The sequence below is a fragment of the Haloarcula sp. CBA1127 genome (assembly GCF_001485575.1).
Lineage (GTDB): Archaea > Halobacteriota > Halobacteria > Halobacteriales > Haloarculaceae > Haloarcula.
This window is the reverse complement of sequence record NZ_BCNB01000004.1, coordinates 11994-30662: the sequence shown is the minus strand read 5'-3', so window position 1 is coordinate 30662 and position 18669 is coordinate 11994. Positions and strand designations below refer to the sequence as shown.

16 protein-coding genes and 5 pseudogenes are annotated in these 18669 nt (G+C 55.6%); 12 read left to right on the top strand and 9 right to left on the bottom strand.

The features are described from left to right. Window position 1: 1 nt before the first annotated feature. The gene (locus AV059_RS03410; protein WP_058992334.1) at window positions 2-1210 is read right to left on the bottom strand and encodes a Cdc6/Cdc18 family protein; all 1209 of its coding nucleotides are present in this window, start codon (window positions 1208-1210) and stop codon (window positions 2-4) included. Between the two features lie 997 nt (window positions 1211-2207). Between AV059_RS03410 and AV059_RS22735 the strand changes: the two genes are divergently transcribed. Then, the gene (locus AV059_RS22735) at window positions 2208-2717 is read left to right on the top strand and encodes a hypothetical protein (protein WP_228841727.1); all 510 of its coding nucleotides are present in this window, start codon (window positions 2208-2210) and stop codon (window positions 2715-2717) included. On the opposite strand, the gene AV059_RS03400 is transcribed toward AV059_RS22735, so the two are convergent. The 4 genes from AV059_RS03400 to AV059_RS03385 all read right to left on the bottom strand — a co-directional run bounded on the left by AV059_RS03400 (window position 2714) and on the right by AV059_RS03385 (window position 5650). After that, on the bottom strand, window positions 2714-3049 hold the full coding sequence (locus tag AV059_RS03400; protein WP_058992333.1) for a hypothetical protein: 336 nt from the start codon (window positions 3047-3049) through the stop codon (window positions 2714-2716). The two genes, AV059_RS22735 and AV059_RS03400, sit on opposite strands and share 4 nt — an antisense overlap. Window position 3050: 1 nt before the next feature. After that, entirely contained in the window at window positions 3051-3410 is a 360-nt protein-coding gene (locus tag AV059_RS03395; RefSeq protein WP_005532717.1) for a winged helix-turn-helix domain-containing protein, read from the bottom strand. 80 nt (window positions 3411-3490) lie between these two features. Next, window positions 3491-4732: a hypothetical protein gene (locus tag AV059_RS03390; protein ID WP_195156613.1), complete on the bottom strand. Its 1242-nt coding sequence runs from the start codon at window positions 4730-4732 to the stop codon at window positions 3491-3493. 276 nt (window positions 4733-5008) lie between these two features. Further along, window positions 5009-5650: a hypothetical protein gene (locus AV059_RS03385; RefSeq protein WP_228841726.1), complete on the bottom strand. Its 642-nt coding sequence runs from the start codon at window positions 5648-5650 to the stop codon at window positions 5009-5011. Window positions 5651-5690: 40 nt separating this feature from the next. On the opposite strand from AV059_RS03385, the pseudogene AV059_RS23135 reads away from it, so the two are divergent. The 3 genes and pseudogenes from AV059_RS23135 to AV059_RS03375 all read left to right on the top strand — a co-directional run. Next, a pseudogene (locus tag AV059_RS23135) lies at window positions 5691-6387 on the top strand (DUF6610 family protein); the annotation flags it as partial. Window positions 6388-6444: 57 nt separating this feature from the next. Continuing rightward, a pseudogene (locus tag AV059_RS23130) lies at window positions 6445-6738 on the top strand (DUF6884 domain-containing protein); the annotation flags it as partial. A 50-nt stretch (window positions 6739-6788) separates the two neighbouring features. Beyond that, window positions 6789-7091, top strand: coding sequence for a hypothetical protein (locus tag AV059_RS03375; protein WP_154020984.1), 303 nt, complete (start codon window positions 6789-6791; stop codon window positions 7089-7091). A gap of 145 nt (window positions 7092-7236) precedes the next feature. Here the strand turns inward: AV059_RS03375 and AV059_RS03370 are convergent, their stop codons facing one another. Then, window positions 7237-7635 carry a hypothetical protein gene (locus AV059_RS03370; protein WP_058992328.1) on the bottom strand — a complete coding sequence of 133 codons (399 nt, stop codon included), beginning with the start codon at window positions 7633-7635 and terminating at the stop codon, window positions 7237-7239. 268 nt (window positions 7636-7903) lie between these two features. On the opposite strand from AV059_RS03370, the pseudogene AV059_RS03365 reads away from it, so the two are divergent. From AV059_RS03365 to AV059_RS21845, 5 genes and pseudogenes are all read left to right on the top strand, one after another. Next, window positions 7904-8320 (top strand): annotated as a pseudogene (locus AV059_RS03365) (hypothetical protein); the annotation flags it as partial. A 172-nt stretch (window positions 8321-8492) separates the two neighbouring features. Beyond that, complete coding sequence (locus tag AV059_RS21405) at window positions 8493-9137, top strand: helix-turn-helix domain-containing protein (RefSeq protein ID WP_079990715.1); 645 nt, start codon at window positions 8493-8495, stop codon at window positions 9135-9137. A gap of 71 nt (window positions 9138-9208) precedes the next feature. Continuing rightward, window positions 9209-10177 (top strand): hypothetical protein, encoded by a 969-nt coding sequence (locus tag AV059_RS03360; RefSeq protein ID WP_058992326.1) that lies wholly within the window; start codon window positions 9209-9211, stop codon window positions 10175-10177. 155 nt (window positions 10178-10332) lie between these two features. Then, window positions 10333-10503: pseudogene (locus AV059_RS21850) on the top strand (TFIIB-type zinc ribbon-containing protein); the annotation flags it as partial. 318 nt (window positions 10504-10821) lie between these two features. Next, window positions 10822-11097: pseudogene (locus AV059_RS21845) on the top strand (SAM-dependent DNA methyltransferase); the annotation flags it as partial. A gap of 416 nt (window positions 11098-11513) precedes the next feature. On the opposite strand, the gene AV059_RS03350 reads toward AV059_RS21845, so the two are convergent. Further along, complete coding sequence (locus AV059_RS03350) at window positions 11514-12302, bottom strand: CBS domain-containing protein (protein ID WP_154020983.1); 789 nt, start codon at window positions 12300-12302, stop codon at window positions 11514-11516. 77 nt (window positions 12303-12379) lie between these two features. Between AV059_RS03350 and AV059_RS03345 the strand changes: the two genes are divergently transcribed. The 3 genes from AV059_RS03345 to AV059_RS03335 all read left to right on the top strand — a co-directional run bounded on the left by AV059_RS03345 (window position 12380) and on the right by AV059_RS03335 (window position 14860). Then, complete coding sequence (locus AV059_RS03345; RefSeq protein WP_058992323.1) at window positions 12380-12733, top strand: hypothetical protein; 354 nt, start codon at window positions 12380-12382, stop codon at window positions 12731-12733. A 121-nt stretch (window positions 12734-12854) separates the two neighbouring features. Then, entirely contained in the window at window positions 12855-13706 is an 852-nt protein-coding gene (locus AV059_RS03340) for a hypothetical protein (RefSeq protein WP_228841723.1), read from the top strand. A 161-nt stretch (window positions 13707-13867) separates the two neighbouring features. Further along, a complete protein-coding gene (locus tag AV059_RS03335; RefSeq protein WP_058992320.1) occupies window positions 13868-14860 on the top strand; it encodes a metallophosphoesterase in 993 nt (330 codons plus the stop codon). 296 nt (window positions 14861-15156) lie between these two features. Here the strand turns inward: AV059_RS03335 and AV059_RS03330 are convergent, their stop codons facing one another. Together AV059_RS03330 and AV059_RS03325 are read right to left on the bottom strand one after the other, a co-directional pair. Continuing rightward, on the bottom strand, window positions 15157-16884 hold the full coding sequence (locus tag AV059_RS03330; RefSeq protein ID WP_058992318.1) for a DUF262 domain-containing protein: 1728 nt from the start codon (window positions 16882-16884) through the stop codon (window positions 15157-15159). Window positions 16885-17225: 341 nt separating this feature from the next. Next, window positions 17226-18155, bottom strand: a complete 930-nt coding sequence (locus AV059_RS03325) for an ADP-ribosylglycohydrolase family protein (protein WP_058992316.1) — start codon at window positions 18153-18155, stop codon at window positions 17226-17228. Window positions 18156-18669: the final 514 nt, after the last annotated feature.

The window sequence follows — 18669 nt, the reverse complement described above, 5'->3', positions numbered from 1 at the left end:
TTCAGCTGATTGTATCTTCGAGCACCTGTTGCACGACATCTGGGTCTTCCAGGAGCTGATGCTCTGTATAGCTCCCCTCTGCACTACCACCACTGTGGCGCGTTTGTTCGATAATATCTAAGAAAGCGTGTTCCTTGAGAAGGTCACGGACGCGTCGTAACGAGAGAGGATCAGAGCCTTCCTGACGGCAAATGTCTTCGTACACGTCGTAGATTCGGGTTGTTCGGAAACCGATATCACCAGCTCCATTGCCAGCATTATCAACCGAAAGGATAGTCAGCGCCTGTAGTACATATCGAGAATGTGGCGTTGAGCCGCTAATGAGTTCACGGAACCGGTCAGTCTCAGCCCGCTCTCGAGCTTGAACAACGAAGTCTTCTGGAACCGTATTCATGTCCGATGATTGGGCAATTTCACCTGCATATCGAAGTATGTCAATCGCTTTTCGTGCATCGCCGTGCTCACGAGCTGCCAGTGCAGCTGCCCGAGGGATAACACCACCTTCGAGTACTCCCTCTCTGAATGCGTCGCTCCGTGCACTCATGATTTCATTGAGCTGATTAGCGTCGTAGGGCGGGAACACAAATTCTCGTTCGCAAAGACTGGACTTGACCCGCTCATCCATCCGATCCTTATACTTGATTTTGTTGCTAATTCCGATGACACCAATCTTACAGTCTTCAATTTTTCCAGCCTCTCCAGCTCGTGACAGTTGCATCAGGATGTCGTCGTCTTCGAGTTTGTCGATCTCGTCGAGGATTATGAGGACGACGTCATAATGCATATCGAGAATCCGCCAGAGACGCTTGTAGTAGGTTGCAGTGCTAATTCCCTTGTCGGGAATGTAGATATCATTCTCCTCCGTATTTACTGAGTCCGCAATCGTTTGCACAGACTGGGTTTCGGTGCTGTCCTGGGCACAATCCACATATGCGTAGACAGCGTTGATACCCTCCTCAGATGCGGTATCGACCAGTTGACGAGAAACGTATTTTGCACAGAGAGACTTCCCGGTTCCAGTCTTCCCATACAGGAGGATGTTGCTAGGACTCTGGCCAAAGATTGCGGGATTTACCGCATTAGCCAGTTGCTTGATTTCTTCATCTCGACCAACGATGCGATCCTCCTCCGGGAGATGGCTGATTTCAAGCAGTTCCTTGTTCACGAAAATGGGATCTTCAAGAATGAAGAGATCGTCAGAGTCGGACATTGCTTGTACACCGGGTTTCCGGTGAAACGTCTTGATACTTTCCCCGAGACACACACACCACGTTTCCGGTGAAAAGCGTATAGAGGGTGTTTAGTGTCCAGGTGAAACGGGGGTTAAGATGCACTGGAAACATGGTTTCAACTTCGATCTACCTCATCCGCATTGGCGGGATAGCCAAGGAAATACCGGAGTAGAACAGAGACAGAAATCTCGAGATACATAGGATAGAACGGTTCTGTGGAGTGTTTTCGATTGGAGTGATGAAAATCACAAGCGAGAAAATCTCGCTTTAATCTATGAAAAGCGATTCAGCCGCTGGAATGTCACGCTAGGATTGTATATAAAACTATGTCAGACATAGCAATAAAGATAGCATCTGGTCATTTCCTTGCTGATATGGGTTCCATTTGTTCTTCCTCCTGCAGATTTCCCTGAATCCGCAGATAGCATAGGAACATTCCTTTTGTAACCAATGGATTTAGCAGCTATACTCTCTCTATTGGGCAATTTCACCGGAAATCTGGTGTGTCTGTCTACGCTCCCCAGTTGACGCAATAGTAGTTGATACGGAGCGTTCTTGGTTACTGCTATGGCTCTCTGTTTCACCGGAAACCCGGTGTGCGTGTGGTTCCACTCAGCGGTGATTTGGCTGATTTGGATTTCACCGGAAATCCGGTGTGCGTGCGAAGTCTCAGTATCTCTCAGATTTCACCGGAAACCCGGTGTCCCCCTATCACATTTCAACAGTAGTCTCTCAGTTTCCCCGTCGTCGAATCAGCGAGCTCCTGGACGGGCTTTTTCGAGCGCGTCACGAGATCGAGGACGCCGTCGAGGTTCGTTTCCCCGTAGAAGAACGTGTTCGACTCATGGTCGTGAACGGCGCACGCGGGAGGTCGTCAGCGAGCTGTGTGGTCGGGACGAGCCGGCGCCGACGGAGCGCACGGATCCCCGAAAGAAACTGACGCAAGACGAACTCGCGGAGGTCAACGAGCAGGCAATGCGGATCAGCGACGAAGTGAAAGGCGGCTGGTCGAGAGCAGTCGTCGCGAAGCAGCTGCCCGAGAAGGTGCAGCGCGGGCGGGACGTCACGAAGGCGGTGCTGGAGACGCTCGAAGAACTGAAAGCGGCGCCGGGGGCGATCGTGCCCATCGCGGACGTGCCGGATGTTCCGGTCGGTGAGGTGACCACGTTCTACGGCGCCGTGGCGAAGGGCGGCGCCGCGGCGAACCTCCTCTCCGCCAACGAGGCGGAGCCGGCCGTCGACGACAGTCACCGCAAGACTTGGGACGTTGAAGGCGTCGAGATGGAGATCGCGATCGAGGCGATCGCCGCGGCCGGTGTGAGCGACGAGTACAGCATGCAATCGTCGGGAGCGTTCTGCCCTCGTCGCCTGCGAAGACGAACGGCTCGGAGAGTCAGCGGTGAGGGACCATCTGGAGTGGCTGTCAGTCGGGACATGGTGGAGGGGGCGTCAGCGGTTGTGGGAAGCTATCGAGGCGTCGTCTAGGAGTCGGTGGCGATACGCAGGGAGTAGGCGATCAGGAGGAGCCCCCCGAACTGGAGGAGGCGGACGATCAGCCGGAACACGTTCTGGTAGCGGATCGGGACGATGCGGAACGTGAGGAGCCCCTGTCCAGCCACCGCCAGGACGTATGTCACGCCGAAGAGCAGGATCATCCCGATCGAGAGATATCGCATCGACGGGTCGTCGTTGCGTCGGAGCCCGCGATAGGCCTGACCGCCGATGTAGAGGCCAACGAGGGCGGAGCCGGTCGCCGCCACCCCGGCCGCGAGACCGACAACGCCGGTGAAGTCGGTAAGCGCGCTGAAGACGTTCATCTCAGAGCTGTCCCCACATCCGCGAGAGCTCGTCGGCCGGGTCGCTCTCCGTCCGGTCGATCGTCCAGTCCAGTTCGCCGTCGCGGATCGTCAGCTCGAACCGATCGAGTGTCGAGACGTACACCGTCTCGTGGTGGCCGTCGCGGCGCGGTCGCGTCCGCTCGGTGAGGAGGGCACAGTCACAGAGCTCGTCGACCCGACGATAGATCGACGACACCGAGAGATCGCAGTGCTCGCCGAGTTCCTTGGCCGACAGCGGTTCCGCACTCGTCGCGACGAGGATCGACCGAACGTGCTCGTCGTCCAGCAGAGCGACGACGTCGGCAACGTCGGGGTCCTCGTCCACAGCGTCATCTGACATACGTGGAACAAGTATCTTGCCCTCGGTTGGCCGAGGTCGTGGCGTCTGTGAGGTGCTGAAACGAGGGACGGCCGTGGCGCTCATCGGTCGCCCTCCAGTGGCAGCTCGAACAGTATCCGGAAGCTAACGTCGTTCATCGGGCCGTACACCACACTGATCCCTTCCGCAGTCGGAGTGTCACCCAGGTCGATCGTCGTCTCGTCACCGGCACTCACGGTGTTCTGGTCTGGCCAGAGTGGCTTCTTCTCGACCTGGCCCTTATCCTCGGGCGTATCGATGTCGTAGCAGATCAGGTCCGCGTCGGCCGACTCGCCGACCTCGTGACGAAGCGTGACGGTTTGGGTCTCGGCATCGAACACTCCACCCCACGTGACGTGTGGCGGATCGTCCATCGGATCACGCTCACGATCCGGCCGGGCCGGTACTCGAGCAGAGACCGTCATGAATCGGCCGTCCTTCCTGACATCGACGGTCTGTGCCTCTTTCGTGAGTTCGTGTCGCTGCTGTCCGAGGGCACGCTTCATCTGCTCTTCAGAGAGGCTGGTCTCGGTTTCGTACCGTTCGATCAACAGGTGGTATGCGACATCGTCGTCGATTCGAAACGCGTCGGCACCAAGTTCGGAAACCTCGGGGTTGATCCCCGGATGAGAGCCGCCAATGAACAACATCCGGCTTGCGCCGACCGCGTCGGTGACCGCCGCGAACGCGTCACTCTCTTCGTGGAACTGTCGACTGTGACCGTGTCCGGCGTCGATCGTCGCCTCAATGTCCGGTGCGTTGTGATTGCGAGTACTCGACCACACGAGGACGCCGTCTCGTACTGCAGCCCGTCTGCGTACGTCTGAACGGGCGTACACGTCGTAGCCGCGATACGAGCCGTCAGGCTCGTAGCCGGTGTCTGCGAGCGTTGACGCCACGTCGTCGGCTGTGAACTCGGCCTCGATCACCGTGGCGAGGTTCGTGCTCGTGACACTGTCGTAGTTCTCGTACCCGATTCCGAAGTAGTCCAGTTCCATCTTCTGGAAACCGCGTCTGGCGACGAACTCCTCGGGGACAGGGCCGTCAAAGCGCCCGGGTTCGGCGTAGGTGATGACCCAGTCTTCGTCGGTCTCGCTCTCCCATCCTGCGGGGAGCCAGCGGCGGTACTCCGGCGGGCCGGCGTCGGGAACGTCGACACGGCCGTACCTCGGTTTGCTGCTCAGCGGTGGTAAGCTGCCAGTACAGCCACTGAGCCCAGTCGTCAGACCGAGCGCGACGGCCGTCGCACTGCCGTTGAGAAACGAGCGTCGCGTCGGCCGGAAGGGATCGTCTGGTGGAACCATCGTGGTACGTAATCGATGACAGCCAGCTATCTTTATACCGGCCCGTCGGCCGCGCACTGGCAAACATCGGCGACAGATATATATGTAGAAGTGATCGATCGCCCGCTGGGACGATCGTCGCGATATTTGTCAGTTGAAGGTGGTAAAATACGTCACGGCCGGATAGCTCCCGATATCACTCGCCGCGGTCGGGGACGTAGCTGAACAGCCGCAGTCCGTAGGGATGATCTTTCGGGCCCCAGCGCACGTCAACGCCGTCTGCGTCCGGATGGTCACTCATGTCGACCGTCGTCTCGTCGCCCGGTCCGACGGTGTCTCGACCGGGCCACAGCGACCGGTTCTCGACCCGATTGACCGCGTCGACGGGAACGAGATCGTACCACAGGCGGTCGGCGTCGAGTTCCGGACCGAGCTCGTGACGGAGCGTGGCCGTCTCACTCTCCGCGTCGAAGGCCACGCCCCAGGTGATCTGGGGGGATCGTGGATCAGATCGCGAGGTTCGTCCGGCTGCAACGGCATGCGAGCACCCGCCGTCGCCAGCTGGCCGTCGACCCTGATGTCGATGGTATCGGCCGCCGCCATGCCGGTATAGTGTTGATCCTCGATGGCATCTTTCATCCGCTCGCCGGGCTGGTCGACCGTCTCCGGGTACCGTTCGAGCAGGAAGGGATACGCGGCCTCGTCGTCGACTCGGAACGCGTAGGCACCGAGTTCGGCGACGGTCGGGTTGAGGGTCGGGTGATCGCCGATCGACACCATTCGGCTGGCACCGACCGCATCGGTGACCGCTTCGAACGTGGTATCGACCTCGTGGTACCGCTTGGTGTCTCCGTGTCCGGCATCGATCGTCGCCTCCAGATCCGGCGTGCTGTGGAGCGACGCGCTCGTCGAGACGACGACACCGTCCCGGACGGCCACGCGGCGCGGGATGTCCGAGCGAGCGTACAGATCGTAGTCGCGGTACGAGCCGTCGGTTGGGATGCTCGGGGACGCATACGACCGACAGGAGGCAAGACGGTACAACCAAGCCGGACGGGAGCTGAAACGGAAGTTTCCGGGGACTGAGGTCATCATCGTTCCGAAATGCCACGAAGCAATCGACGTAATCGACGAGGACATGATACTTGGCTACCCATGGGGTATTCTGACCAGACTGCCGACGAGTACACGGACATCGTGGACTGGCGAGGACGGCGAGTGCATCTACTGGGGCAAGTCCGACAAAACAGTATCCAGTGATTGAGGAACTAACACAACCGCGTGTGACCAGCGAGGAGCCAGCCGATATCGTTGGCGTCGACTGGAACGGGGTCCACTTAGCGGCACTTCACGGGGAGTACTTCTCACCACACGGCTACGGGAGTGCGGACCATCTCTCGATTCGAGAGACGGTTCGAGAGAGTTTGCGACACATCCGGTCATACTGGAAATCCCGGGGTGTGTGGCCGATCGTGGAGAAAGACCGGACCCCGCTAACAGCGGAACCGATGGACCCCGTCTGGGCTGCTGACGGCACGAGAGCGACTGTGGACGGCCTTGAGGATGCGATTGTCGTCGAGTACGAGAACGGACAGACACTCGCGTACCGGAGCCAACACGAGCGGGACAGAGTGGAATACCGGGCAGGACTCATCCCCACTGGGGTTCACGAGTGAACCCGGCCACGCAGCCTCAGAGGATTTTGTGACTCCCTCTCTGGACGAGGGAGACTGATAATGACAACACAGACACAACGGACTCGGGGCCGCTTCGTGCTTGCCGGGTGCGGTGACGCGAAAGCCGATAATCCAGTGGAGGTTCGCAACCTCTACACATCGTCCTATTTCTCAGTCAAGCGATCGTATGCTGAGGCCGCTGTCCAGTGGGCTCGAACTGCTGACCGACAAGCGAATACTTGGGGTGTCCTCTCCGCAGAGCACAGGATCTTGATACCTCGGCAGACGGTCGCCCCATACGACACGCCCATCGAGGACCTGCGTGGAGAACGCATCGAGTCGCACACACATGACTTTGACCGTGACACTTTAGTTCACCAACCGTGCGAGCGGAGATGGAGATGGACGAGTTCGATATCCTCAAGATGGAAGGCGGAATGCGGATCGCGATCGAGGTTCTCGGGGCATCCCTGCTCGTGATGGCGGCGTACCTGATCGCGATCGAGCCGTTTCTTCACTCGGTGGCACCTGTGGTGTACGCCCAAACTGGGCTGGAGTACAGCCGGACGAACCCCCCGGACACGGCCTCCGAAGTTACCCACTTGCTATTGACGGTATCGGCGATGGGTGCGACCCTGTACTGGCGACTCTATTTCACCGACCTGGGGCAGCAGCTCCGCGACGAGGTCGCAGAGGAGTATTGATCGGCCCTAGCCTCATCAGCTGGACCGCTTGTCGCCACACCGGGTAAGTCCATAGTTCACTCTGTCATAGGTCGACCGTCGGGACTCTATGACGCAGTTCACGCTTTAGGGATTTCAGCGAGATTCTCATGGAGTCTCCCTCGCATCAATTAAACGGTGAGGTGACCTCGTCGGGGTCGAACCCATCGATGTAGTCCGAAACCACGTGAGCGGAGGCCGCCGTTGCCACGAGGTCGGGCAGCATGTCGTCGTGTTCCCAGCGACGGAATCGCCAGATACCGCCGACGATCCCGACGACGAGACCGGCGATCGATGAATCAAGAATGTCGCCGAGAACGGTAGCGCCGACGGACACCGCGACAACTGACAGCATGACCGCGAGGCTGAGCGTTGCGAACCGGCGTTGCTTCCGTGCCTCTGCCTCGTGGGCCTGCCGGACGGCGGTTCCGTCCCCGGCTGGGACTGCCCTGTGGGTCCCGTCAGAGTACTCCAGCACGTCGTAGCGTTCCGCCTCTGTCGTCTCGACGCCTGCTCGTTCGCTCATACGTGCTGGTGCGTGTAGTTGGAAATAACTCTGTTGCCAGCGGCTGTGAAACTCGTCGTGGACGTCGGATCCGTTAGGAAGCGCGGAACAGGTACAGGCTCAGTCCCCTGCCGGCCTGATATTCAAACCTGGCTAAGGAGCATGGCCCGCGTCGCCGGTCATCTCGAGGCGGTCTGTACTGATCGGCATCGACGTACTGCTCTGGACTGCATGAGTGAGCCGTTGTCACCAACCCTTCCACGGGAGTTCGAACGTTCTAGATTAGGATGAGGATGGCGTGTTCGAGTTCACGATTTGCCGGGACTGTGCGCTTCAGGACCGCGACAACGTCGAGCAGGCGGCGTCGCTCTTCCACGAGGCAGATCGAGACCATCTCCTCACCTGCGATGTCTGTGGGGCCGTTGGCTGCGGGTCTGCTAGTACTCGTCGTCCAGCAGCAGAGACGTATCGGCTCGCAAGCGTCATCCCCTGGTCGGTGAATATCAACGGCTTCGACGGAACAGCAACCTCTTGCACTGAGTGCAGTCCTATCGTGCCGGTCGACTGTGTGAAACGTCCCGAGCGGACATACGACGAGGAAGTGCTCTATCTCGCTGAGCCACCGTTTGACTCAGCTACGAAGACTGCGGACGACGCCCCGACAGACAGCGAACAGGTTGAGATCGGGGGTGGGTCGAGTAGCTAACAGTCCCACGGAACTGGTGAATCTGCTTCTAATATGTAGTCAAAATAGAATAAGAATCAGAACACCTGTCAAAGAATCTATTCCGCCGGTCGTTGTCTCATATCTGAGTTGGATTCAAACATCTCTTTGAGTCTGCCACAGTCACATAGTAACGCAAGCAGACAAGACGACTATGTCTCCACTATTACCCCTAAAGCCTGCTCCCGGAACCGTTTCTGACCGTGAATTAGAGCCGAGGCTTGTTGGATTCGAAGATGAATCTGCGGAGCAGATTCTGTCAGCAGTCGCCTCAGCAACAGCACGCCGCATTCTCAACCAGATATATACCGAACCGACCACGGCTTCAGAGATTGCTACTGAGATCGATTCCTCAGTCCAGAATGTTAGCTATCATCTCGACCGACTCCAAGACGCAGACTTGGTGGAAGTCATCGAAACGTGGTATTCCGAGCAGGGGCGTGAAATGGATGTATACGCTCCGACCAATAGTGCGCTTGTCCTTTTTGTAGGAGCAGAGCGGAACAACCCATCACTCACAACCGCGTTGCGTCGCGTCTTCGGTGCAGTGGGCATTGTCGGAGTAGTCAGTGCCATCACTCATTTACGCTGGTCAGCGCCAACAACTTCACCATCACCCCGAACTGCTGAACTCCCTGTTCAGCAGCCTGATCCAACTCTGTGGGACTCGCTGGCCATGTTTGGGACTGGCCCAGGTGGGTTCGTCTTCGTAGCCGGCATCTTTGTGATCCTGTCCCTCGCCGTAGTGTGGTACTTTCGGACATACCGTCCAGCACGAAATCACAACCAATCGATGTGAACGGTTTCTGGGACTTAAAGAGGCCTTTGAATCTGGGATAGGACGATACGTTACCCTTCCAATGATAGCATATGAAACGCAGAACGTTTCTGTCAAGTGCTGGAATTGGCCTCACAACTATCTCGGCGGGCTGCATCTCCCGAATACCTTCGAGCGGAGGGTCCGAGGGAAACTCAGAAACGACAACAACCACTTCTGCGGAAGCACAGACAGAGGCTGAACAACTGCCGGAGCAGACATTGATTGAAGCCAGCAACACCGCTGAGCGGACTATCGGGGACGCATCACTCGAAGAGCGTGGTCTCAGAAAGGCTCACCACATCGCGTTCGGGAACCCAACCAAAGAAACCCGCCAGGGAACGATTACGATTTCGGAGGCCAACGAGACTGTGTTTGAGGAATCTGTGGAACTCGAAGCGAATGCGGACATTGTGGTGTCGCTTACCGACCTCAATACGTATACCACTCGTGTAACGGTTCCCGAGGTGGACGCGACTGAAGAGGTTACTATTGATCCTAGCCAATTCACCTGTAATGTGACTAGGACGACGGTCAGCATCCAAGAGGACAATACACTCGATTCAAGAAGCGTTTCAACGCGTATGGCGTGTCCCAGTGTTGTCGCCGAAACGGCCTCTACAGATAAGATAGCGTCGTATACACTTGGCGGCGATTCAACCCTCACAGATTCTGAGAAACGTAGCCACACGCTCATGCTTCAGAACCCGTCGGACAAAACGTGGACAACTCGAATTTTGGTTGAGAACAACTCGGTGACTCAATTTGATGGGGTCTACACCCTCGAACCCGAAAGTACAGTAGCGATCACTCTCAGTGAGAGCGGAACATACACCCTCTCGGTAAGTGTCGTCGAAACAGAAGCCATGGTATCTAGAGAAGTAACTCCCGAAAACTTCGATTGTAATCAGTCGTCAACACAGGTAGACATTGATACTTCGGGAGAACTCACGGCAAACACCGTCTCGACACTCATGGCTTGTGATACCGAAATAAACTCGACTAACGAGTCCTCATCGTAGGCTTCCTACCGTAGCTTCCACCATATCTCAACGAGAGTCTACATTACCAGTCTTATCGAGTGGGCAATCCAGCCAACACAATAATAAAAACTACCCACAGCGACAGCGAGCCCCAATTTTGTGTTCCTCTGGTGGGTGAGAGGATGTCTCGAAATATGTCTTCGCAAACTGTCCAGACAGAGCTGTTTGCAGTTGCACAGGGCTGTCCCGAATGTGGCGGCACACTCGACAGCAGCGGGCGGGAAACGCACTGTGAGAACTGTGGTCTGGTGACCGAACAAGACCAGATCGACCACGGGCCGGAGTGGCGAACGTACGATCGCGACTATTCAGTGAGCGTCCAAATCGACCAGACTTATGTGGAACAGTTGAGATTATATTGGTACTGTGAAGCATCTCTATCGTCGTGTAGATGCGCGGATACGGACTCTCTCGCGCGGAGCATTCGCAGTTCTGGCAGGTATTCTAACTGGCATTGCTGTCCTTGTATTCTCCCTGTTACTGGGCAATTGGATACCTATTCAGGCGGTGTCGATGTCTGTCACAATAGCCGTGGTTTATTACATACTTGACCCAAATAGCCAAGTCGAGTAAGAGCCGTCACCGAGTTGTTGAGAGAACTTCCCCTCAGACAAAACAGTAGGTGGGTCAATCTCATGCTGTTCGCCCTTCAGGCCCGGGACAATCCATATCTGGAAATCGTGGATGACTATCGCGAGCGCGGCGATATGGACCATCCCGAGGGACAACGGTCAGTCGACCTCTTCTCGAAAGTCTTCGGTCAGCTGCAAGAACGAATGGCAGCCACCGATGCGGACGTTCTGGGCGCTGTTTACGAGGAATACGGGATGTCGAGCGATGCCTTTGACCAGCACTTCACGCCACATACGGTCTGCGAGATGATGGCTGAAATCGCCGGCGCTTTCAACGGATTGTCGGATAGCTTGCTGGTCGTTTGAGTTTGTGATGCCCGTGATGATTTGTGTCCCACACTGCGAGAGAATATCAGCATCCAATTTAGACGGGCGTTGTGAGATAATGCCGACATTGAAGCCGAATTTCGGGCCTTCGGAGACAATGGTTCGAAGGATACCGAGTGCCCGAGCATTCCTGTCTGGCGCGAACCGATAGCCCTCTTCTAGAAGTGTGAACAGTGGGGAAACGAGTCGGTCATCGTCTCCACGCATGGCTTCCTCACGCACTTCGTAGGTTTCAGAGTCAGTGTGGTTGGCTCCTTTGTGCCGTTCTGTTCCGCTCCGACGATGACGTAGCCCGTCTGTTATGTGTCACACATTGTCCACTGCAGACGGTCGGCCAAGAGACAGACAAACCTGTATCATCCCAACGCAGCGAGACACTGTTGTAACGTCCGATAGATCTGTTCGAGATCACTGATCGTCCGACCCTGTTCGAGTACACCATCACTCGTCGTCTCGAGAACCAGATTCGAGTGAGCAACGGCGTTCCGGAGCGTCCGGAGTTCGTTCAGTTGTCGACTCGCACTCCCTGGACTCGAGAACCCACAAGCACGCCAGCAGGACTCGAATTCCGAGATGATCCGTGTCAGTGTCGAAAACTGTGCGTAGTGAATTTCGGCCAGTTCGATGTTGGCTTGCTGCGCACGCTGGTGACGCTTGCCAATACGCTTGACCGTCTCGTCATCGAACGACACAGTCGTCTTCCAATCGATATCCTGCTGGATAATCAACTCGGCGAGTTGCTCTTCAAGTGTTGAGAGGCGGTCGAAGAGATGGATGTACGCCGGAGACTTGTTCAGATCCGCACGGGTCAGGATGCCAGTCACTTCGTTGCGACCACCCAAAAAATAGCGCGGTGTCTCGTACAGCGCAGTTAGCACATCACCAAACGCCGCATCCGAACTGATGATGTTTGCGAGTGAGATGGTGGACAGGTGCGACTGGAGTGCAGCCTCTGCGGGCGCCTCTGATAGGATCTCAATATCGGCATAGCCCTGTGGCCCGTCCTCCGTTACGACTGGGGCAACATCGTACTCGTTCGCTACCAGCCACTCGTGTGCCTCACCGACCGACAGATCCGGTGGGAGTGTGTCGGGATTTTTTGTCGCTAAGTCAGCTGCCGTACACTGAAACAAAGATCCGGTCACGCCAACTCATACTGACGAACAGAATATGGAGCTTTTCACCCAAAGTATAAATATAGGGCATAATAATACTCATTTAGATGCGCACAGGACATAACTGGGCGGAACGTTCCACGGTGCCACACGGGGAAGTCACCTCGCTCTTTCCAGTTGACGAACTAGCGTGTTCGGTGTTGCAGAATCGAGATGCACAACTACAGTTAGAGCAACTGGAATCGAGGTCAGTACTGACGGTCACGCCCGACGGCATGGCGAGTGGATACTTCCTAGCGCAGCATCCGCTGACCCTCGTTCCGGTTGCGGAGTTACCTGACGACCAGCGGGAAGCGATCGAGGCGACCCTCGATGATCCACTCAGCACGTATCGCTACGTGCGTCTTGGCCGGACAGTAGCGAGCGGACAGAACCGCTCTCTGGCTGAGTTCAAGAGTTGAGCGGTACTGCACTCCAGCCGTGTTCACGGACGGTTCTATGGAAGGCCACACTTGAACGTCGAGAACCGCGGGGTGTCCGATTGGATCGGAGTAGCCCACCTCCTTTACCATCGTCGGCAGTGTGAGTTGGCCCGTGAAGCAGTGCCCCGAGACGCCCGTGCTTGACGAGGTTGAGTTCTCCGGACACGTCTGGGTGCAGGAACTCCCGACCGGTGGGGAGTTCCGATTTCAAGTGGCGCCGTCGGGACTGGTCACGTCCGCCACAGCCCAGCAGTCCTTCGATACAGCCACCGCTGTCCCACCGCAGTTCCGTCGAGCAGCCGAACTGATCGACGAGCGTCTGGATCGTGAGGCACTCGAAGCGGCGACTGACGACCCGAGCGACGTGACCTTTTGTGGGATCGCCACTCGAAACGAGGGGGTTGAGTACGACTGGAGCATGGTCCCACCGTTCGTCGGTGTCGACATCTGGTCCGGTCGCAAGGAGCAGTTTCTCTCGCCGGATGCGGCCGCTGGCGTGTTCAAACGGTTGGGACTGCCGACGATCCCGGCTATTGAGAAGGAACTGGCCGCTGCACACACTGATCTCACTCGGTACGAAAATCAAGGGAGATTCCCTGAGTCAGAGTGGCGGGAGGGACAGGCAGCGGGCATACTGATCCGGGACAAATCCGGTGGCCGTGGCCTCGCGTGGCGTCAAGAACAAAATGCAGCGCCTGCGTCTGATCCGCAGTCAACGGTGGAGCTGGCGACGGAGTATGCGACTGACGAGCGAATCGAGCAGACTGTCGCTGCTCTGCAGGCAGATGGACAGCCGGTGACTGTCGACACAGTAGGTGACCGACTCGTCGCGGATGTGGCCCGCGAGGCGTATGTGGATCTCTTCGTGGATGGCGAGTTTGTCACCTCACTGTCCGCGTTCCAGTCTGCCATTGCTGAGCGTGTCCAGCAATACCAGTCCAGGGCGGAATAGACGATTCTGTTGAATTACGCCCTCTGAGATAGAGTGAAAGGACGCCAGAGTTGAGAACGCGTGCCCAATCACTCACAATACGAGTCAGATTCTACTTTTGAGGTCTATCTCCCTTTTTCCATTCCGTAGAACTATACTCTTGTTCCGCTTTCTCTGGGCTATTGCCGTCTAAAGATGATATCGCCGATGGGGAACGGCTTGAGAGGATCCAGGTCAGGGTAAAAGAAGCACAGCACCACTCAACTTCATCGCTGGGATGGCACCTCACTGTCGAGGACCACCTAGAAAACGAATTCGAGGTGAAGATATGGCATACACACGAGGTTGATGTCTGGTGGCGTGAGGGGTGGTGGTATGTGTTAGAGCAGGGGCGGGGTGCGCGCTGGGACTCTGGTGCTGTTGTGCTACACAGTACCGCTGATTTCAAAGTGAGTCGGCCAGACAACACTGTCGACCTACTCGTAATCGGTGATAGTCATATCGGACGCGAAAACCGTCCCGATGCGACTGGCGAGCCACATCGTACTGCACGACAGTTCCTCGCCGCGGTAGGCTATGCGACTCGGTACGATGTTGCGGCCATCGTCCACGCCGGCGATCTGTTCGATGATGCGCCAACCGAAGAGGATTTCTTAATCATCAAGAATGCCTTCGCAATCCTCGCTCAACATAATATTCCGGTGTATTTCATCTCCGGTAATCACGGTGTCCAACTCGCTCTAGACTTCTATGATGAGCTCGCAGATGCCGAGACATTCCATCTTGGCGCCGAGGGTGTCTCCCTCGACCAGACTGTCGAACTGTTCGGTATTGATCATGGCTCTCCAGAGACTGTTCTCTCACAAGCCGCTGATATATCAAGCTCAGCTGCCATCGATCGGCAAATCCTCGTGGTCCACAACGAGATTGACCCTCCACGGCAGGACAGTGGGATACCGGCTTGGAAGTTGATTGGTGCCTCTGGAGTGACATTTGACTGTATATTGGCAGGGCATCTCCACAGTCCAGAAACCGCAACTTGGTCAGGCACAATAATCCAGCATCTCGGATCGACAGCCGCTATCAGCGCGATTGGCAATGCACAGTATGACTCAGCGTGGCTGGTACGCGTCACACCCAATGATGCCGATTTGCAGCGACTGGTGATCGGCTGATCTCAGACCCGTCATCACCCCTGAACGCTTCTTGATAGACAAATTAGCTCGGGTCTGGCGACCCCATTGTAGCATGACAACGGAGGAGAGATGCAAGGGTTCTAATTCCTGTTCTCTACAGACGTCATCCGGTTAATGAAGGAACATACCTACCGCACCCTGCGACTACTTATCACGACTCAATTAGAGATACTGTGCAAGATTGAAAGGATGTAGTCAGCAGAACAAGTGTCGTGCAAAACACTGTTTTATAATATATTTTATATTAGTTCGGTACTTATCGAACCCACCCAGATCTATGGCTCAATCTCAACTTCAACCTCCTCTACCTGAAGCAGACGATCAGTCTCAAAATTCAAGAGATCTGCAGACTGCTCCACGATGAAATTACGATGCTCCCTGATATTCTCCGGATTCCAGTCTTCATACTCATCCACAACACGCCGCGTCAAATCGAAACTCGTCGCCTCACGGTCATCACCAAGAGATGCCAAAGTATCGTCCTTACCCATGTAGTGCGCCTTCTTCGTCCGGAAAGGTTTCTGCAAGACAACGTCGTGAACCTCCTGCTCCAACGGAGTCAAATTACCCAGAGTATGTCTCAACTTGGCAGCCTCTTCAGGGTCGAACTGCTCGCGCCAATACTCCTTCTTCTCCATCGCCGTCTCGTATGATTTCGGTAAAATATGCTCAATGTGGATATCCTGACCAGGCTTGATCTCACCCGTCTTCTTGTCCACACTAAGATTATACTCCAAGGCCAAGAGAAGCGGTCGATGCCAGTTTTCGCCATAGACCTCAGAATACAAATTGTTCTGGACTTTCTGAGCGATATCATCGCCACTCCGTTTACTCTCAATATAGTCCCGAATTCCCTCGATACCCTCACCGTCCTTGATTTTTCTCAGAATCTTGTAGGACGGTCTCTTGATTTTCTGGCTATTGTGGCCTCCAACCCAGTACGAATAGTACAACCCAACTAAGGCATCAACGAGTTCATCGTATTCAGAGAAACCCTCCTTCTTGGCCGTCGTCAAGATAGTCTTCCACTGTTGGCTATGACTCAAGTTAGACATCATATACATCTCCCGCGACTCTTCGTTCTCCACGTTCCGGTACTCTTCAGCGTACTTGTTGATATCACGGGCAATTTCCACCACCGAAGTCCCTTCCTCCAGAGATGCATCAAACTCGCTTTTCAGTTCTTCATAGATTGCCTCCTCAGCCTTCGCATCCTGAAGATGTAGCCGGTAGCTGGACAGAACACTGTCCAATCGGTCGTAGTCATCATCGAACTTGCTGGACAGCTTCTTCCAAGACTCCGTGACAATGTCTCGCTGCTCGTCGGAAGTAAGGCTAAGCAGGTAGCTCTTAGTCAGATCGGAGACAGTCAGGTCCTTCCCACGGTTGTTGACTGTCTGGAACAAGCGGATGGCGTAGGACAGCTCAGAGGTCTCTATCTGTATTATCTCGGTGTCTTCCTCCACAAAGTCGAAAAAGTCCTCCAGTTCATCAGGGTCGTCAAACTTGTCCTCCAAGGCGTTCTTTGTGTATTTGACAGCTTCGGTGTATCTGTTCTGCTCGTCAAGGTTGACACTAGACAAGACTGTGGACTCAAATACGTCATGATGCTTCTCCCCAGTCATCAGTCTGTACTTCGAATCATCACTGTCCGGGGACTCCTCTATTCGCCGGTTAATCCTGTTGCGCTGGCCGGACAGTTCTTCATCAAAGAAGTCCCGAAGTACAGCGTAGAATATCATCAACGTGGTAATCCGCTGCTGACCATCCAATATATCCAGACGGTCATTACCGTTATCTACCAGTATGATGGTTCCAAGAAAATACGAATCATCGACATCCCCGCTATTGTCCCAAGCCTTGTAGAGGTCGTCCCACAGTTGATCAATGTGGCTTTTCTCCCAGCTGTATGGGCGCTGGTACTCCGGAATCTTGTAGAGAGTGTTCCTACCCTCAAAGAGTTGATGAACTGGAACCGGTTCAGCATCAAACTTGCTTGCCATAGACTACTTGTAAATGGCCTACGAATAAAATCTGTGTCAGTACCCAATTGTATAACACTTAGTCACTCCTGCCTATTTCCTTCCGAAGAGTTTTAGAACAACAGCGGGGGCAAGAGGGGGTGCAAGGATGAAGAAGAGCTTCGACTGTGTGATTTGAATCAGAGAGGAGCAGGCACCACTGTGGTTCAAATCCCTCAGAACACATAGCCGATTTTCAGTATCTAAATTGGGGAACGACACGAGATTGCAAAACAGAAACAGAAACAGAAAGACGACCAACTCTGAGGGACTGGACCGCTTCACAGATTCCTCGACGCTTTCGGAGTCGTCCGTGCCGTGTCTTATCCACTAATCTGGCTAGTAGCAAGCGCTTGCCCGAGAAGAGCTAACTCTTCCCGGTACTCGACTGTCTCAAGCCACCGGTCAGGAAGCCCCGAAGCACCGAAACGCGCGCCGGCAAGAGCCCCAGTCACAGCGCCCAGCGTGTCCGTGTCACCGCCGCGGTTGACCGAGGTAACGACGGCCTCTTCCGCGCTATCAGCCGTCAGTGCGTCGTACAGTGAGGTCTGTAGCGTGTGGACGATATAGCCGGTGTTCTCCAGTTGCTGTTCATTGATGAGGTCCGGAACGAGACGGATAGTCTCGACAAGTTCGTCCGGCCCATCGCCGTCGACACGTGCGATCGCAGCAGCGAGCGGCGACTCTTCGCCACGGAGGAACCCAGCGATAGTCTGATTGAGGAGTGCACAGCCGTACTGACAGCGAGGGTCATGATGCGTAATCGCTGAGGACTGCTTGCTCACGCGTTCAAGCGTGTCTGGCTCCTCAGCGAACGCGATGGCGTGCGGAGCACACCGCATGATGCTGCCGTTCCCGGCGTTCGACCCTTCAGCGCGGCGCTGCCAGACTTCACGGCCGGCATCGCGCCATGACGTGCCGCTCTGGTATTCACTAATTGCGTCAGCAGTCATGAGCCCGATATCGAAGGGGCCGTCCTCGCACCACTCGGCGAACCGGTCAGCAATATCCTCTCCGTCGAACGCCTGCTGCTTGGCAAGGCTACGCGCGAGACACAACATCATGTCCGTGTCGTCAGTGACGGCCCCAGGTGGTTGGCCGTGGGTCCCGTGGCCGAGCATCTCTGTCACGGTGCCGTGCTGATCGGCGATCCAGTCCGGTGACCGAAACTCAACAGGCCGGCCGAGAGCGTCCCCACAAGCGAGGCCCAGCAACGTTCCCTTCGCCCGCTCGGTGATCTCGTCTGTCGACATAGATACACACGGTAGCGCGGCCGGTGTAGAGGTTTGGTCTCACACTCTGTCCACTGCAGGAATTATAATCCAGAGCGGTCAGGCTTACTTATTTCAGCGAATACTGCGTGGCATATGGCTAAAAACCTTCATGGGTAACAGCGGATACGTACAGTGAACGTGTGGACGATATTGTCGAGGGTGGAATAAAAGAATTTGAATATCCTGAATCTTTGTCAGGGTTATATGAAGGGACAGAGTATGAGGACGGGTTCACGCAGGTATATATTCGACGCCGCCGCATACCTCTGTGAAATGGTAACATGAAGTCTTTCTTGTAGCTTGACCGTCTTCATGACAGTTCGGCGCTCCGCTCAAAGTTGGTAGATGCAGCAAGTTTGGAGACACTGCGCGAAGAATGTGCGACTCTTAGAGCTCTTCACGATGTGTTCGACAAAAACCATGTGATCAAGATACGGATTAGGATTAAGAAGACAGATTAGGGCAACCGTGGCGAAGCTCAAGATGGCGCGAA

Excerpts from the sequence above, each read along its gene's own strand:
- AV059_RS03375 (WP_154020984.1), top strand. The coding sequence starts at position 6,789 with ATGGACGAGTTCGATATCCTCAAGATGGAAGGCGGAATGCGGATCGCG.
- AV059_RS03395 (WP_005532717.1), bottom strand. The coding sequence starts at position 3,410 with ATGTCAGATGACGCTGTGGACGAGGACCCCGACGTTGCCGACGTCGTC.
- AV059_RS03410 (WP_058992334.1), bottom strand. The coding sequence starts at position 1,210 with ATGTCCGACTCTGACGATCTCTTCATTCTTGAAGATCCCATTTTCGTG.
- AV059_RS03325 (WP_058992316.1), bottom strand. The coding sequence starts at position 18,155 with ATGTCGACAGACGAGATCACCGAGCGGGCGAAGGGAACGTTGCTGGGC.
- AV059_RS03400 (WP_058992333.1), bottom strand. The coding sequence starts at position 3,049 with ATGAACGTCTTCAGCGCGCTTACCGACTTCACCGGCGTTGTCGGTCTC.
- AV059_RS03345 (WP_058992323.1), top strand. The coding sequence starts at position 12,380 with ATGCGCACAGGACATAACTGGGCGGAACGTTCCACGGTGCCACACGGG.
- AV059_RS03330 (WP_058992318.1), bottom strand. The coding sequence starts at position 16,884 with ATGGCAAGCAAGTTTGATGCTGAACCGGTTCCAGTTCATCAACTCTTT.
- AV059_RS03370 (WP_058992328.1), bottom strand. The coding sequence starts at position 7,635 with ATGAGCGAACGAGCAGGCGTCGAGACGACAGAGGCGGAACGCTACGAC.
- AV059_RS21405 (WP_079990715.1), top strand. The coding sequence starts at position 8,493 with ATGTCTCCACTATTACCCCTAAAGCCTGCTCCCGGAACCGTTTCTGAC.
- AV059_RS03360 (WP_058992326.1), top strand. The coding sequence starts at position 9,209 with ATGAAACGCAGAACGTTTCTGTCAAGTGCTGGAATTGGCCTCACAACT.
- AV059_RS22735 (WP_228841727.1), top strand. The coding sequence starts at position 2,208 with ATGCGGATCAGCGACGAAGTGAAAGGCGGCTGGTCGAGAGCAGTCGTC.
- AV059_RS03390 (WP_195156613.1), bottom strand. The coding sequence starts at position 4,732 with ATGGTTCCACCAGACGATCCCTTCCGGCCGACGCGACGCTCGTTTCTC.